Here is a 17274-nt window from a genome sequence, read left to right as displayed (position 1 = left end):
CGTTGATCATTGATTTTTTTAATTCGATGTCAATTGCTCAGGGCAATGTTATGCGCCCTTGTCAATTGATAATTTATCAATTATTAATTATTAAACGTGTGTTAGATCAAATTATAAAATTTAGCATAAGGAACAAACTTACCATAGGTTTGATGACCTTATTACTAATTATTTGGGGTATTTGGAGTGCCTCTAAACTACCCATTGATGCCCTGCCCGATATTACAGATAATCAGGTGCAAATCATTACCCAATCGCCAACATTGGCAGCTCAAGAAGTAGAGCAATATGTTACTTACCCTATTGAAAAATCGCTCGCTAACCTACCAGATATTGTAGAGATGCGTTCGTTCTCCAGATTTGGATTGAGCGTAATTACAGTAGTATTTAAAGACGAAGTAAATATTTATTTTGCCCGTCAGCTCATCAGCGAAAAATTAAAACAAGCAGAGAAAGAAATACCAGAAAGATTGGGTAAACCAGAATTGGCCCCAGTAACTACTGGTTTGGGTGAAATCTATCAATATGTAATCCACCCAAAAAAAGGAAGCGAAAGCAAGTACTCTGCTATGGATCTGCGTACCATGCAAGATTGGATTGTAGGTCGTCAGTTGTACGGCATTCCAGGTGTGGCAGAGGTAACTGGCTTTGGTGGAATTACCAAACAATATGAAGTAGCTGTAAACCCAGATCGTTTAAAATCTTTAGATGTAAGTATTCCAGAATTGTTTTCGGCCATTCAAAAAAACAACGAAAATACAGGCGGTGCCTATATCGATAAAAAGCCAAACGCTTATTTTATTAGAGGTATTGGTGTGGTAAAAACATTCGAAGATATTGAGAACACCGTTGTTAAAAGTTCAAAAAATGGAACACCCATTTTAGTAAGAGATGTAGCTAAAGTTCAATTTGGTACACCACCACGTTATGGCGCCATGACTTATAACGGAGAGAAAGAAGTAGTGGGCGGTATTGTATTGATGCTTAAAGGTGCAAACAGCTCTGAAGTGGTTAGTTTGGTAAAAGAACGGATGAAGACTGTGCAAAGCTCCCTACCAGATGATGTAACGATTGAACCTTTTTTAGATCGGACCAATTTGGTAAACAGGGCCATTGGTACGGTAGAAAAAAACCTAATTGAAGGTGCACTGATTGTGATCTTTGTACTGATTGTTTTTCTAGGAAACTTTAGGGCGGGATTGATTGTGGCATCGGCCATTCCATTGGCGCTGCTTTTTGCCATGGGCTTAATGAATTTATTTGGGGTAAGTGCCAACTTAATGAGTTTGGGGGCTATAGATTTTGGACTGATTGTAGATGGGGCTGTAATTATTGTGGAGGCCACGCTGCACCATTTGGGGCTCAGAAAATCGATTAATAAGCTTACCCAAAAAGAAATGGACGAGGAGGTGTTTACCTCTGCATCGAAAATAAGGAGCAGTGCTGCCTTTGGAGAGATCATTATCCTAATTGTATACATTCCAATCCTTACGCTGGTAGGTATTGAAGGTAAAATGTTTAGGCCAATGGCGCAAACGGTAGGTTTTGCCATTTTGGGTGCATTGATCTTATCGTTAACCTACATCCCGATGATGTGTGCGTTGTTCTTATCTAAAAAGCCTCAGCATAAAGAGAATTTTTCCGATCGGATGATGAAGTTTTTCCAAGGGATTTATCAACCACTTTTGGTTAAGGTAATTAAAATCAAATATATTGTTACTGGAATTACCATTGGTGTTTTGGTGCTTACGCTTTTTGTGTTCAGTAGAATGGGTGGCGAGTTTATTCCTACGCTTGAAGAAGGAGATTATGCCATTGAGTTTGGGTTGCCACAGGGTGCATCGTTAAGTCAAACTGTTGAAACGGTAATGCAGGCAGAGCGGATCATTAAACAATTTCCAGAAGTAAAAATGGTGGTAGGTAAAACCGGAGCAGCCGATGTTGCTACCGACCCAATGCCTATGCAAGCAACAGATATTATTGTGGTTTTAAAAGATAAAAAGGAATGGAAGACCACAACTGATTTCTATGAGTTGGCAGACCTAATGAAAGAAAAGCTCCAGAATATCCCTGGCGTAATTGCAGAACCCAGTCAGCCCATACAGATGCGTTTTAACGAGCTGATGACAGGGATTAAGCAAGATGTAGCCGTAAAGATTTTTGGCGAAAACTTAGATACATTGGCCAGTTATGCCAATAAGGTAAGCAAGGCAATCAATAACATTAAAGGCATTACACAACCACAAATCGAGAGGATTTCTGGTCTGCCACAGATCAGTGTAGAATACGATCGGAGTAGAATGGCTACTTACGGCTTAAATGTGGCAGATATTAATGCGGTAATCAGTACTGCATTTGCAGGCCAAACTGCCGGACAAGTATATGAAAACGAACGTAAGTTTGATCTGGTGATCCGTTTAGACAGTGCCCATCGCACCTCTTTAACCGATGTAAGCAACTTATTTGTGCCTACCAATAATGGCAACCAGATCCCACTATCGCAAATTGCCAATGTAAGCTACAAATTGGGGCCAGCACAAATTAGTAGGGAAAATGGAAAGCGAAGGGTATATGTATCTTTTAATGTGGATGGCAAAGATGTACAAACTGTGGTAGAAGATATCCAAGCCAAATTGGCTGCAACTGTAAAACTACCACCTGGTTATTATTTTACCTATGGCGGTACGTTTGAGAATCTTCAAAAGGCATCTAAAAGATTATTGATAGCTGTTCCTTTGTCGTTGATTTTAATTTTCGTTTTGCTCTACTTCACCTTCCGTTCAGTTAAACAAGCAGGACTGATTTTTACCGCCATTCCGATGAGTGCCATTGGTGGCGTATTTGCATTGTTACTTCGGGGCATGCCTTTTAGCATCTCGGCAGGGATAGGTTTTATTGCCTTGTTTGGGGTAGCCGTATTAAATGGCATTGTATTGATTGGCACTTTTAACCAATTGGAAAAAGAGGGTTGGACCGACGTGGTAAAACGGGTGATAGAAGGAACCAAAATACGATTAAGACCAGTTTTAATGACAGCCACGGTAGCCAGTCTAGGCTTTTTACCAATGGCATTGAGCAGCAGTTCGGGAGCAGAGGTACAAAAACCTTTGGCTACTGTAGTAATAGGCGGACTATTAACAGCTACCTTTTTAACCTTGTTTGTACTGCCTTTGCTCTACATCATTTTTAGTTCGAAAATTACTTTAAAAGCAAATCCGAAAATGAAAACAGCCATTGCCACCATTGTGGTATTATGCTTTGGACTTTTGCAAACGGCAAAGGCACAAGATAAAAGCTTGTCTGTAGATGAGGCCATTAATATTGCCCTTAAAAACAACAATGAAGTTAAGGCCAAAGGCCTAGAAGTATTGGCCATGCAGAGCAAGAAAAAAACTGCTGGCGAATTACCGAAGTTAGATTTGAATGCACAACTGGGGCAATACAATAGTACCAATTTCGATAATGCTTTTGAGCTTTCTCAAAGCATTCCTTTCCCAACCTTGTTTGGCGCAAAAAAAGGGCTGATCAATGCAGAAGTGAAAAGTAAGGAATGGCAACAAAAGATTAGCGAAAACGAGTTGAAAAATCAGGTAAGAAGCTATTATTACCAATTGATATATCTGCAATACAACAAAGCTAAACTCCAATACCTCGATACTTTGTATGTCGATTTTGTGAAGGCAGCAGCGCTTCGTTTCAAAACAGGAGAAAGCAAAAAACTAGAGCTCAGTACTGCAGAAACCAAACGCGGAGAGATTAGCTTGTTGTTGCAACAGAATGAAACGTATATCACCAATGCTTATCAAAATTTAAAGACATTGATGAATAGCAATGCTGATTTTACAATCGTCAATGCCAAGAGATACGAACCCTTAATGGTGAGTGCTTTATTAGATAGCACTGCTATGGCCAACCATCCAATTGTGAGGTCGTTGTACCAAAATGCATTGATAGCCGAGCAGAACATTAAAGTAGAAAAGGCATTGGCCTTACCAGATTTTAAGCTGGGCTATAACAATCAATCTCTAATTGGGTTTCAGAACATCAATGGCGAAGAACGGTATTTTGGGGCAGGCAAAAGATTTAGTGCGGTAAGTTTTGGGATTGCTATTCCTTTAACTTTTGGAGCAAATAAGGCCCGTGTACAATCTTTAAATTACCAGAAGCAAGCCGCCGAAGCCACTGCACAATACCAGCAACAACAATTGGAAAGCCAGTTAAAGAATGCGCTGCAACAATACCGTCAATCTATGCAACAGTACAATTACTACCTGCAGCAAGCTTTGCCCAATGCCGTAGAAATAGTACAGGGTGCTAAGTTGGGCTATCGCACAGGCGATATCAATTACGTAGAATATTTATATGCCCTACAAACTGCAACAGATATAGAATTGAAGTATTTAGAAGCCATACAGCAAGTTAACCAAACGGTGGTTTCTATTAATTATTTGATGAATAAATAAAATTGAACACAATGAATTTCAAGATAAAAAAACAAAAAATGTTGGCTTCTGGCTTATTGCTGGCACTGTTGATTAGCCTAACTGTAGCTTGTAGCGGAGAAAAAGCAAAAGAAGAAACGGCTGATCCAGAAGCTAAAATAGCAAATGCAACAGCAGCGCCACACGAAGAAGAAGAGCCAACCATTGCTACTTTAAGTGCAGAACAAATTAAAACTGTAGGCATCCAATACGGTACGGTAGAACAAAAACAGTTAACCGCTACCATTAAGGCCAACGGTAATTTGAGGGTGCCCAATAACAATAAGGCCAATGCCACTTCTTTGTACGGCGGGGCTATCAAATCCATTAATGTACAAGTAGGAAGTGCAGTTAGAAAAGGTCAGGTTATTGCTACCATTACCAATCCGCAGTTTATTCAATTACAAGAAGAATACCTCACCCTTGGCAGTAAAATTACCTTTGCAGAGCAAGAAGTTCAACGTCAAAAAGATTTGAATGCTGGTAATGCAGGGGCCTTAAAGAACCTACAAAGTGCCAATGCCGAATTGAGTAGCCTGCGTACACGAAAAGCATCTTTGCAACAGCAGATTACATTAATGGGTATCAATCCGAATGACCTGAGCAATGGCAATCTAAAATCTTTACTCATGGTTACCAGTCCAATTAGTGGTACTGTTAGTGATGTGTTTTCGAAAATAGGGAGTTATGTAGATGTTTCTTCGCCTGTGGCAGAAATTGTAGACAATAGTCAATTGCACTTAGACCTGAATGTATTTGAGAAAGATTTGCCGATGCTTAAAGTTGGTCAGACCATTCATTTTACATTAACCAATAATCCAACAGTAGAATATGATGCGCAAGTGTTCAGTATTGGAACTGCCTTTGAGAACGAAAGTAAAACCATTCCAGTGCATTGTACGGTAAAAGGCAATAAAGCAGGGCTGATAGATGGAATGAACATTACTGGTTTTGTAAGTATCAATAATGTAACTACCTCTGCCGTACCAAACGATGCCATAGTTGAGGCAGACGGTAAAACCTACATTTTTATGGTAACCGATAAAAAACCTGAAGAAAAACACGAAGAAGGAGAAGTGCACAAAGAGGCTAAGACTGATGTAAATTTCGAGAAAATAGAAGTGATTAGAGGGGTATCTAATTTAGGATTTACAGCAATCAGTTTTGTAACTGATATCCCGAAAGGAGCAAAAATTGTAGCCAAGGGAGCATTTTTTATCAATGCCAAATTAACCAATACCGAAGGGCATGGGCATTAAGTAGTCTTTTGAATAGCTTATACTGATGAGATCGATGATGGGGGTGCCGTTTCAAGCTTTTGCTGAAGAATGGTGTCCCCGTTATCTTTTGCTCAATTTGTAAAGGAGCATATTATTTGTCTCTTCAAAATCATCTTGTTAAAAAGAATTTGTAAAATAATACCATTCGGTATATATTTGTGCTGTCAAATCAAAATAGACATGTCGAAAGCAGAGCGGACTAGAGCATTTATTATTGAAAGAACAGCCCCAATCTTTAATAAAAAAGGTTTTGCAGGCACGTCTTTGAATGACATTACTGCCGCAACTGGTTTAACAAAAGGCAGTATCTATGGCAATTTCGCCAACAAAGACGAAGTGGCACTCGCTGTTTTCGATTATAACTTGAACAAACTAAATACGGCGGTGGCAATTGAGTTTGCCAAACACACCACTGCCAAAGAGAAACTATTGGTGTATGCCGAAAATTACGAAAAGATCTTTAATCTCCCTTTTACAGAAGGGGGCTGCCCAATTTTAAATACCGCTATTGAGGCAGACGATACACACCCTGACCTGAAAAAAAGAGCAGCAGCAGCTGTGCTTTCTTGGAAGAATAAATTGGTTCAAATTATAGAAGAAGGAGTGGCCAACAAAGAATTTAAAACCGACGTTAATGCCGCAGAATTGGCACTAAGTATGATCGCCATGATTGAGGGTGGAATAATGATTGCCAAATTATTGGGCAACGCGAACCATTTTGTAGTGATTATGCAGTCGATGAAAAAAATGATACAAACACTTTAAATTTTTTTGATTAAAAATATACCGATTGGTATAAAAACATAAATTTTAAAAACAAATCATAACATGAAAACAACAAACAATACCATATTAATTACTGGCGGAAGTGCTGGGATTGGTTTCGAAACAGCAAAATTATTAAGCGAACAAGGCAATCAGGTGATCATTGTTGGTAGAGACCAAACCCGATTAGACGAAGCAAAGGCTAAATTGGGTCAGGTAACGGCTATCAAAGCAGATGTAAGCAAAGCGGAAGAAGTAACGGAGTTGGTAACTACTCTAAAGGCAGATTTTCCAGAACTGAATATCGTGATCAACAATGCTGGGAGGGCACTGCTTTACAATTTAGCGGATGAAAATGAAGATGCCTTTGCAAATGCTGCAGATGAAATGCTGACCAATTATTTATCCATTATTAGATTGAACCAACAGCTTTTACCCTTGTTGAAAAAACAAGCAACGGCAGCTATTGTTAATGTGTCGTCAATTGTGGCTTATGTACCTGGAATTACCTTGCCAACTTATGCTGCAAGTAAAGCCGCAGTACATTCTTATACTACTTCATTAAGGTTAAGCTTAGAAAACACGTCTGTTAAAGTATTTGAATTGATGCCACCATTGGTAGATACCGAATTTTCTGCCGGTATAGGGGGTCACAATGGGATTAAACCTGCTGTAGTTGCCCAAGAGCTTTTAACAGCACTTGAAAATAACGACTTTGAAATCCGTGTAGGAGATACCGCAAAAATGTACGAATTGTTTCTTTCCTCACCAACTGATGCACTGAATGTTATGAATGCAAAAAGAGCAGAATGGATAGAAAGCACGTCAGAATAATGAAAAAGAAATTGGCATTTGCGTTTTTAATGGCTATGGTAACCACAGGTATTGTTACCTTTGTGGTGATTATAGTAAACATTGGTTTAAACAATCAATTTTTTAAAATATGGCTAAAATCGTGGGCAATTGCCTACATCGTTGCAGTTCCTGCCATTTTAACCATTGCACCACAAATTGAAAAACTGGTAAATAAGCTGATCAACGAAAAGAATTTGCCGCAACAATAACAATATGAAAAGAGTAGTCATTACCGGCCTTGGCGCCATTACACCTTTGGGTAATTCAGTAAACGAATTTTGGGACAACATCATTGCAGGCAAAAGCGCTGCAGGTCCAATAACGAAGTTCGATTCTAGTAAATTCAAAACTCATTTTGCTTGTGAAGTAAAAGATTTTAACATCGAAGCGTATATAGATAAAAAGGAAGTTAAGAAGTATGATCTTTTTACCCAATATGCCATTGCTGCCAGCGATCAGGCGATTAAAGATGCTGGATTGGACTTTACCACAATGGAAGAAACCGAAAGGTATAAAGTTGGCGTAATTTGGGCAACCGGAAACGGTGGGATTTCTACTTTTGAAAGCCAATTGAAAGAATTTAATGGCGGAGATGGTACACCTAGATTTAGTCCTTATTTCATTCCTAAAATGATTGTTGACATTGCAGCTGGCGTGATTTCCATTCGTCACCAATTGCATGGGCCAAATTATTGTACGGTGTCTGCATGTGCTTCATCAAACACGGCCATTATCAATGCTTTTGATACCATTAGGTTAGGTAAAGCAGACATTATGATTGCTGGTGGTTCTGAGGCTGCCATTACTGAAGGTTCTGTTGGCGGTTTTAATTCGGCACAAGCTTTAAGTAAAAATAATGAAAACCCACTTCAGGCTTCAAGACCATTTGATAAAGAACGTGATGGTTTTGTAATGGGCGAAGGTGCTGGCGCATTGATTTTGGAAGATTTAGAACATGCGGTAAAAAGAGGAGCTACCATTTATGCAGAATTAGTGGGCAGTGGAATGGCTGCTGATGCTTATCATTTAACTGGAACACATCCCCAAGGTCTTGGTGCGGTATTAGGCATGCGTTATGCCATGGAAGAAGCTGGAATTGAAGCGAATGAAGTAACTTATATCAATGCACATGCTACCTCAACCGGGATTGGGGATATTAGCGAATTGGTAGGGATTAAAAATGTTTTTGGCGATTTACCGGTAGCCATTACCGGAACTAAATCTATGACTGGGCACCTATTGGGTGCAGCGGGAGCAATAGAGAGTATCATTTCTATTTTATCGATAAAAAATGATGTGATTCCGGCAACTATTAATACGCAAAACCTAGATGATGAAATTCCAGAAGGATTAAATATCGTGTTGGGTCAGCCCATTTATCAAACAGTGAATTATGTGCTAAACAATACTTTTGGCTTTGGTGGACATACTGCTACCAGTTTGTTTAAAAAGTATACGCCGTAACTGTAATAAATGTCACGCTGAGCTAAGTTTATACTGAGCTTGTCGAAGTATCGAAGCGTCACTCAGTTTGAAACATTAAGGCATGAAGAAGGATTAGGTTTTTTAGGTGTGCTATTTACCACTTAGGTAGATAGCGCACATAGAAGGCTTTGTCAATCTGTAGTTTGAAACATTAAGAAATGAAGAAGGGTTAAGGCTTTGTTTTTAGTGTGCTATTTACCACATAGAAACATAGTACACATAGCTAACTTTGTCATGCTGAGCGCAGCGAAGTATCCCTTGCCAATGCCCTTTAAAACATTAAGGCATTAAGAAGATTTAAGTCCGCTTAACTTCTTAATGTTTAAAACCAGCGCTTAGGTTAACTCAAGTTACTTAGGTGGTTATTTTTTCACCACATAGAAATATAGTACACATAGAAAGCTTTGTCAGTCATTTTTCTCACCACCTCAGACAACTTAGAAATAAATAAATGTTGTCAGTCTGAGCCTGTCGAAGACTATTTGGTAACCAATCTAAAACATGAAGCATAGTTAAGACTTAACTTCTTAATGTTTAAAAATAGCGACTCGAAAGGCTGAATGTGGCAATGATTTTAATTAGTTAAAGCCTTTTCTATCTTAGATAACAACATGTCTATTTCAAAAGGTTTGGCCAGAAAATCATCGGCGCCGGCCGTTTCAGCAGAACGTTTCAAATCATTACTGGCAGAAATTAAAATGACAGGGATATTTTTGGTTCGTTCTTCGCTCTTCAATTTTTTACACAATTCTCTGCCGTCGGCTCCAGACATCCAAATGTCCAACACATAAATATCTGGTAAGCCTTGTTCAAAATTAAGAATGCTGTGCCCATTTAAGGTCGCATTTACTTCATAGCCTTCCATTTCTAACATCATGCCAACGGCATCTAAAATTCCGGGGTCATCGTCTGCTACTGTTACACGTTTCTGTTTGTTCATGGTATACTTGGTTGTAAAAATTGAGTCGTTATAAGGCTAAATTTTAGGTTAATAATGATGACGATTAACGGGAATAGAGAAACAGAATTTAGAACCTTTACCTTCGGTACTATCTACCCAAATTCTTCCGCCCTCACGTTTAATGATCTCCGAAGAGATATAAAGACCTAATCCTAGGCCAGGAAAAGTATGTTGCATATTGCCACTTACCCTATAAAATTGTTCAAATACCTTATGCAGCTTATCTTCGGCAATGCCGATGCCAAAATCTTCTACACAAACTTCAACGTTCTCTCCAGAAATACTCGTGTGAACAATGATTTTTTCGGTATCTGGAGAATACTTAATGGCATTGGTAATCAAATTGGTTAATACTTGACTCACCCTTTCTTTATCTGCAAAAACCTGACCTACTTCTTGTAAATTCATCATAATTTGATGACTCTCTGTGGTATGTTGTAGGTCTTCAATTACAAAATGGATCATTTCATTAAAGTCGAAATGGGTATGGTTGTATTGTAGTTTTCCAGCGTTTACCTTCGTTACATCCAACAAATCGCCAATTAAACTGGTTAAACGGTTCAACTGGGCATCCATTTTTTTCATCAGCCCTGCTTCCATTACATCACCTTTTTTAAGCAATATTTTTTCCAGCATTTGCGCATAAGCCTTAATGCTGGTTACTGGTGTTTTTAATTCGTGACTGGCAATTCCAATAAAATCGTCTTTTTGTTGTTGCAATTGTTTTGTCTCAGTGATATCAAAAGATACGCTGATAAAAGTAATTGGATTACCTTGCTCATCATATTGTGCCTTTCCAGATTCCTTGATCCAGTGAATGGACTTGTCTGGCCAGTGGATGGGATACTCAGCACCATATACCGTACCATTTACAATGGCACTGTTAATGCCTTCAATTACCTCGTTTTTAAAAGGAGGTTCAATAAAATTAAACAGTTCATCGTAACTGATTTGAATATTAGGCAATAGGCCATAGTTTAAATTAAATTGCTCAGAAAAACTGATTTTATGGGTATTTAAGTCAATTTCGTAAGAGCCTAAACGTCCGGCTTCTAAAGCAATGGCCAACCTTTGGTTGGTTTGGATGAGTTCTTCTTTTGCATTTCGTTGTTGGGTAATGTCCATTACCGTCCCCAACATCCTCAAGGCTTTGCCATCTCCATCATAATAGACCTTGCCTTCAACCCTTATCCAGTGCTGCGATTGATCTTTCCATATTACCCTAGCTTCATAATAGATCTGACCTATATCTAAGGCTCTTCGATGTGCATTTAAACGTACAAGGTGATCACCTGGATGAATTGCATTTACATATTCAGATCGAGGCACTTGTTTTTTAAAACCAAAGATTTCATTAAAGCGCTCAGAGGTATTCATGTGTCCTTTTTGCAGATCAAGATCAAAAGTGCCCAAGCCCGATGCAGCAGTTGCCAATCTGGCCCGTTCTTCTGCATCTTGTATTTTGCGCTTGCTTTCGAGCATTTCGGTTACATCAACAGAAACTACCATTATTCGGTTAATAGTGCCATCTGCATCTTTTAAAGGCTCATATACATAGTTGATAAAAACCGTTTCTTTTTTGCCGTTTCTGATCAGGTTTGTAGGCTGTTCATTCCCATTATGGGCAATGCCTGTTTGCATTACCTTTTTAAGGATATGATCGAATCCTAATGTTTTGGATTCAGGTAATGCTTCCCACAGGGGTTTGTTTTCAAAGTCCTTTCTGGTTTTGCCTGCAATTTGTAAGTAAGCGTCGTTAACCAGTTCTACAAAAAACTCTTCGCCTTTTAAAATGATCATACCAACAGGAGCTTGCAAAATGAGTTTGCGAAAATTCTCCTCACTTTCTTTAAAGGCATGCTGAGTAGCAATTTCTTCGGTAATATCCTGTAAGGTGCCATTTAGGCGATAGGCAATATGATCGTCATTATACAAGGCTTTTCCTTTAGCCTTTACTACTCTTTCTTTACCATTTTTGGCATTCACTATGGTGTATTGAACCGTATAGTTGCCGCCCGAAGAAAAGTCTAAAGCCTTCAAAATGGCATCATTCACTCTTTTCCTGTCCTTTTCTAAAATAGAATTGAGGGCTAAACTTAAGTCCATTTCTGCCTCTGGCGGAAGCCCAAACCATCTTTTTAACCTGTTGTTTGCCGTAAATTTATTGGTCAATGGATTCAGGTCCCAGGTACCCAATTCTGCTGCATTTAATGCAAATTCAAGTTTATCATTACTGTCGTTTAAGGCCAGTAATGTGTTTACCTTTTGGGTAGTTTCTGTGCAGGTTACATATACTCCGGCTGGTTGGCCAGATTCGTCATATGCTGGGCTATAGCTAAATGTCCAATAAACATCTTCTATTTGGCCATTTCTAAAAATGGGGATCAGTTGGTCTTCGCTCCATGTGGCTTCGCCTCCAGCTAAAACTTGGTCTATTAAGGGTTTAATAATTGGCCATATTTCAACCCAAGCTTCTTCGGCCCGCATGCCCATAATAGATGGATGTTTTCCATTGTTGCCTAAGCTAGGCCGATAAGCATCGTTATAGAAGCAAATCAATTCAGGGCCCCAATATAAAAACATGGGGAATTTAGAGTTCAACAAAATGCTGAGCGTGGTTAACAAACTTTGTGGCCAGTGCGCAACAGGTCCTAAGTGATTTTTGCCCCAATCAATAGAGCGAATTAAGGCGCCACATTCGCCCCCCTTACTTAAGAAACCTCTATTCATACACCATTAACAAGTTGTTTGTTTAAACAAACAATTTATCCATTTGTTCAGATAAAAAAAAGATATTTCAGTTTTTTTATAAAGGTTGGCTAATGTTGATCTTAGCAGTAAGCATACAAGGGATAGCTGCAACTTTTTCTTGAGCAATATAAGCCTCTTTACCCAATTTCCGCAACATGCGGTAGTGAGAGCCGAGTGCGCTAAAAAAAGTGCGACTTTCTATGTAAGGTAGATCAAACTCCAATGCGGTCTGTTTAACAATTTTACCAATAGCTGGATAATGGATATGACAGATTTTTGGAAACAAATGGTGCTCAATTTGTCTGTTTAAGCCGCCACATAAAAAGCCAGCTAATTTGCTGTCTACTGCAAAGTTAGCTGTAGTCATCATTTGATGCGCCGCCCAAGCTTCCTCTATATTTCCATCTTCGTTAGGGTGGGGAAAACTGGTTCCCTCTACCACATGAGCCAATTGAAATACAAGGCCCAATACCAAACCTTGTGCAAATTGCATGGCTAAAAAGCCAATTAAAAACTGCCACCAAGGCACATCAATTACAATTAATGGTAAAATGATGAATAGGAAATAATATAGAAATTTGAAAAAGAATAAGTTGAAATATTCAATTTTAGGGTGGTTGGCTACCTGAGATCCAATTTTGGTTTGGAAGAATTTTTTGTAGTCTTTTCTAAAAACCCACGAAAGCATGGCCAAGCTATATAGTGCAAAAGCATAAAAATGTTGGTAGCGCTGTATTTTGTTAACTGGCTCCTTTTCGCAAAAACGGATCAAGCCTGGTGCTACATCAATGTCTTCATCATGACCAGATATGTTAGTGTAAGTATGGTGTACAATGTTGTGGCAAATACTCCAAACATAAGCACTAGCACCAATTAAACTAAACAAGAAACTAAAAGACTTATTGACAATTGGTTTGTCGGAAAATGCTTTATGTATGGCATCGTGACAAATGTTAAAGCCCACAAATGCGCCAAAAATACCAAGTAAAATGGCCATACTTAACATCATTCCTGTACCAAAGCCTCCTAATAAAATGAGAAAGTACAAGGTGATAAAAGTTCCTAAAAAGAAAATAGCCTTGAACCACATGGCACCATTGGCATGTACGCTTAGGTTTTGATCTTCAAAGTGGTCATCGACACGTTTTCGTAAAGTTGCATAAAAGGTAGATTTGTTGAGGTTTGTAAACTTGACTTTCTTTGTCATATTTTAATTAGAGCGGTATAGGGTTGGTTTTAATATTTTCGCTAATGTAGTTTAATTAATGAGTTATTCTATACAATTGTCATATTAATTTCATAATAACAAATTATACCTACGAAATTAACAGAGTTAAGGATGCCTAGATTTGTTTTTAGCAGTTTGCCAACTTTTTAAGTAGTTAAATAACTTATAATTAGTATTTTTAAAATTCGGTATCTAGCTATCCATTCAATCAATCTCATGAAAAAGGTAATTTATTTGTTAGCCATTGTGGCTTTGTTCCATTTAGCTTGTAAGAAATCGGGAACGATCCCGGAGCCAAATCCTACGCCCACAATTCCTACAACACCAACACCTACATCGTATCCTTTACCTGCTGCGGCCAAAGATGGGGTGGTTTTTATCAATGGAGGTACTTCTGCAATTGTAACGTTATATGCGCCTTCAAAAACATCTGTTTATGTAATCGGCGATTTTAGCAATTGGCAAACGCTACCTGCCAATCAATTGAAATTGGCACCAGATAACAATACTTGGTGGGTACAAATTGATGGTCTCGATCCAAATACAGAATACGCCTACCAATTTATGGTAGATGGGAGCTTGAAAGTTGCCGACCCATATTGCGAAAAGGTGTTGGATCCAAATAACGATAGCTTCATCTCTGCTTCGGTTTATCCTGGATTAAAAACCTATCCCACTGGTAAAACAACAGGAATTGTGAGTGTAATGCAGGCCAATAAGCCAGTTTATGCATGGAAAAACAACAGCTTTGTTAGACCAGACAAAAATAACCTTGTGATTTACGAATTGCTGATCCGCGATTTTACAAATGAACATACCTATGCCTCTACCCTTCAAAAATTAGATTACCTGGTTAGTTTAGGTATCAATGCCATTGAACTTATGCCTATTACAGAGTTTGAGGGTAACATTAGTTGGGGCTACAATATTTCTTATGCCATGGCACCTGATAAATATTATGGTACAAAGGCCGCCTTGCAAAACTTTATAGACGAATGCCATGGAAAAGGCATTGCCGTGATTATGGATATGGTGCTGAACCATGCATTTGGTCAATCGCCTATGGTGCAATTGTATTTTGATGGCAATAAACCAACTGCAAATAGCCCTTGGTTTAATGTAGATGCCAAACACCCTTATAATGTGGGTTACGATTTTAACCACGAAAGTGCCGCAACTAAATACTATGTGAAAAATGTAGTTAAATATTGGATGCAACAATATAAAATAGATGGTTTTCGGTTCGATCTTTCAAAAGGATTTACACAGAAAACATCTTCAGATGATGCGGGTTTTGCTGCTTACGATGCCAGTAGGGTATCCATTTGGAAAGAATACAACAATTATATCAAAAGCATAGACGCTAACAATTTTTACGTTATCCTTGAGCATTTTGCAGAAGCAAATGAAGAAAAGGTATTGGCCGATGAGGGAATGATGCTTTGGGCAAACATCAATTACAATATGAATGAAGCCACAATGGGCTGGCTAGGCGCTTCAGACTTCTCTTGGGCATTTGCCAGTAAACATGGTTTTGCTAAATCAGAAAATTTAGTGTCGTACATGGAAAGCCATGATGAGGAACGCTTGAATTTTAAAAATATAACTTATGGAAATGTAGTGCCGGGGTATTCGGTTAAAGATTTAACCACTGCTTTGAAAAGAGAAGAACTGGCAGCAGCATTTTTATTTGCGGTACCAGGGCCTAAAATGATTTGGCAATTTGGCGAGCTCGGCTATGATTATAGCATCGATTTTAATGGTCGTTTGGGCGAAAAACCTATCAGATGGGATTATTTTGATGATGCTAGACGTAAAGCCCTGTATACAGCCTATGCTAAATTTATCAAATTGAAAAAGAACAATGCCATTTTTACTACTGCAAATACAAGCTATAATTTAACTGGTGGAATTAAATATATCAAATTGATTAGCGGTTCAAACACAGTAATGGTTGTAGGTAATTTTGATGTAACTGCCCAAACAGCCAATGTAGATTTTGGTAATAATGGCAATTGGATTGATGCAATGAACGGAACAAATATTAATTTAGCAACTGCAAACTATAGTGCTGTGTTGGCTCCAGGCGAGTACCGTATCTACAGTAGACAGAACCTAAATTAATGTTGAGTATGTTATTTAAGAAGTTTTCTTTACTTGTTTTTTTATGGGTCTCTTTGGCTTTAACCATCAGGGCACAAGATACTGTTCAAAAAGTAATTGCTGATCGGACAAACAGCCCTGAACAACAAAAGAAACCCTATGTAATTTTAATTTCTATCGATGCTTTTAGATGGGATCTGGCAGATAAATATCAAGCCAAGAACCTGATCAAGTTAAGAGAAAGTGGGGTGCAGGCCGATTATCTAAAGCCTGCTTATCCATCGTTAACATTTCCAAATCATTATACCATTGCTACAGGTTTATATCCTGCACATCATGGTGTGGTAGATAATATTTTTTACGATAAAGCCAGAGATGTAGTTTATAGGAAATCTGATAAAAAGATGGCTGTTGATAGTTCTTGGTATGGTGGCAAACCGCTTTGGATTTTAGCAGAAGAACAAAAAATGCTAAGTGCGATCTTTTATTGGCCGGGCTCAGAAATTTCTATGAATGGAATAAGGCCAACCTATTTATATAACTATAACGAGGTTATTCCAATTGATAGGAGGGTGGCTATTGTTAAAGACTGGTTGCAATTGCCGGCAGAAAAAAGACCTCATTTTATTGCATTATACTTCCCACAGGTAGATCAGGCGGCACACAAACATACAGCAGATTCTGAAGAAGCCCGGGCTGCGGTACAAATTGTAGATGATGCCATTGGCAAAGTTGTGGAAGCTGCAAAAGCCACGGGCCTTGCTGTTAATTTTATTGTAGTATCCGATCATGGAATGACCACAATTGATAGAGAAAATACCATCCCATTGCCCAAAGCAATAGATATGAACAAATTTAAGGTTCCACCTGGTAATGTATTACTTCATTTATATGCCAACCAGCAAAAAGATATCAAGCCAACCTATAAGGCCCTAAAAGCTGAGGCCACTACTTACGATGTTTATTTAAGTAAACAGATTCCAAAGGTTTGGCATTACAATAAAAAGAATGACCTATACAACAGGGTGGGCGATATTATACTGGTGCCAAAATTGCCAAACGCCTTTAACATCAATGGCATTAAGCCAGACCCCGGTCAACATGGTTTTGACCCAGCAATTAGAGATATGCAGGCCATTTTTTATGCTTGGGGACCAAATTTTAAAAGTGGACTGAAAATTCCTGCTTTTGAAAATGTAAATATTTATCCGTTAATTGCTAAAATTTTAGGCTTAACCTTTAGCAATAAAGTAGATGGTAAAATAAAAGTGTTAGCTCCTATTTTAACCAATCCTTAATAAAAAGCAACGCTTTATTTATCGGTTTAAACAGATTAAAGCTCGAATTTGGAAGTAACAATTTCGT

Annotated in this window: 11 protein-coding genes; 8 read left to right on the top strand and 3 right to left on the bottom strand. The window is 38.4% G+C overall.

Annotation, left to right across the window (positions count from 1 at the left end):
• Positions 1-50: 50 nt before the first annotated feature.
• The 6 genes from AQF98_RS14790 (at position 51) to fabF (ending at position 8845) form a co-directional block, all read left to right on the top strand.
• Entirely contained in the window at positions 51-4463 is a 4413-nt protein-coding gene (locus tag AQF98_RS14790) for a CusA/CzcA family heavy metal efflux RND transporter (protein ID WP_369816926.1), read from the top strand.
• 11 nt (positions 4464-4474) lie between these two features.
• On the top strand, positions 4475-5740 hold the full coding sequence (locus AQF98_RS14785; RefSeq protein WP_055132733.1) for an efflux RND transporter periplasmic adaptor subunit: 1266 nt from the start codon (positions 4475-4477) through the stop codon (positions 5738-5740).
• 201 nt (positions 5741-5941) lie between these two features.
• The gene (locus AQF98_RS14780; RefSeq protein WP_055132732.1) at positions 5942-6526 is read left to right on the top strand and encodes a TetR/AcrR family transcriptional regulator; all 585 of its coding nucleotides are present in this window, start codon (positions 5942-5944) and stop codon (positions 6524-6526) included.
• 63 nt (positions 6527-6589) lie between these two features.
• Positions 6590-7360 carry an SDR family oxidoreductase gene (locus AQF98_RS14775; protein ID WP_055132731.1) on the top strand — a complete coding sequence of 257 codons (771 nt, stop codon included), beginning with the start codon at positions 6590-6592 and terminating at the stop codon, positions 7358-7360.
• A complete protein-coding gene (locus AQF98_RS14770; protein WP_055132730.1) occupies positions 7360-7590 on the top strand; it encodes a DUF2798 domain-containing protein in 231 nt (76 codons plus the stop codon). The genes AQF98_RS14775 and AQF98_RS14770 overlap by 1 nt, the downstream gene beginning before the upstream one ends.
• 4 nt (positions 7591-7594) lie before the next feature.
• Positions 7595-8845, top strand: coding sequence for a beta-ketoacyl-ACP synthase II (fabF, locus tag AQF98_RS14765; RefSeq protein WP_055132729.1), 1251 nt, complete (start codon positions 7595-7597; stop codon positions 8843-8845).
• Between the two features lie 595 nt (positions 8846-9440).
• On the opposite strand, the gene AQF98_RS14760 is transcribed toward fabF, so the two are convergent.
• The 3 genes from AQF98_RS14760 to AQF98_RS14750 all read right to left on the bottom strand — a co-directional run bounded on the left by AQF98_RS14760 (position 9441) and on the right by AQF98_RS14750 (position 13785).
• Positions 9441-9806: a PleD family two-component system response regulator gene (locus AQF98_RS14760; protein WP_055132728.1), complete on the bottom strand. Its 366-nt coding sequence runs from the start codon at positions 9804-9806 to the stop codon at positions 9441-9443.
• Positions 9807-9854: 48 nt separating this feature from the next.
• Complete coding sequence (locus AQF98_RS14755) at positions 9855-12557, bottom strand: PAS domain-containing protein (protein WP_055132727.1); 2703 nt, start codon at positions 12555-12557, stop codon at positions 9855-9857.
• 76 nt (positions 12558-12633) lie between these two features.
• Positions 12634-13785, bottom strand: coding sequence for an acyl-CoA desaturase (locus AQF98_RS14750; RefSeq protein ID WP_082435087.1), 1152 nt, complete (start codon positions 13783-13785; stop codon positions 12634-12636).
• 237 nt (positions 13786-14022) lie between these two features.
• Here AQF98_RS14750 and AQF98_RS14745 point away from each other — a divergent pair, with 237 nt between their 5' ends.
• On the top strand, positions 14023-15930 hold the full coding sequence (locus AQF98_RS14745) for an alpha-amylase family glycosyl hydrolase (protein WP_055132726.1): 1908 nt from the start codon (positions 14023-14025) through the stop codon (positions 15928-15930).
• 8 nt (positions 15931-15938) lie between these two features.
• On the top strand, positions 15939-17207 hold the full coding sequence (locus AQF98_RS14740) for an ectonucleotide pyrophosphatase/phosphodiesterase (protein ID WP_055132725.1): 1269 nt from the start codon (positions 15939-15941) through the stop codon (positions 17205-17207).
• The last annotated feature ends 67 nt before the right edge of the window (positions 17208-17274 follow it).

This window comes from Pedobacter sp. Hv1, from assembly GCF_001412215.1.
Taxonomy (GTDB): Bacteria; Bacteroidota; Bacteroidia; order Sphingobacteriales; family Sphingobacteriaceae; genus Pedobacter.
This window is presented reverse-complemented; position numbering and strand designations above follow the sequence as displayed.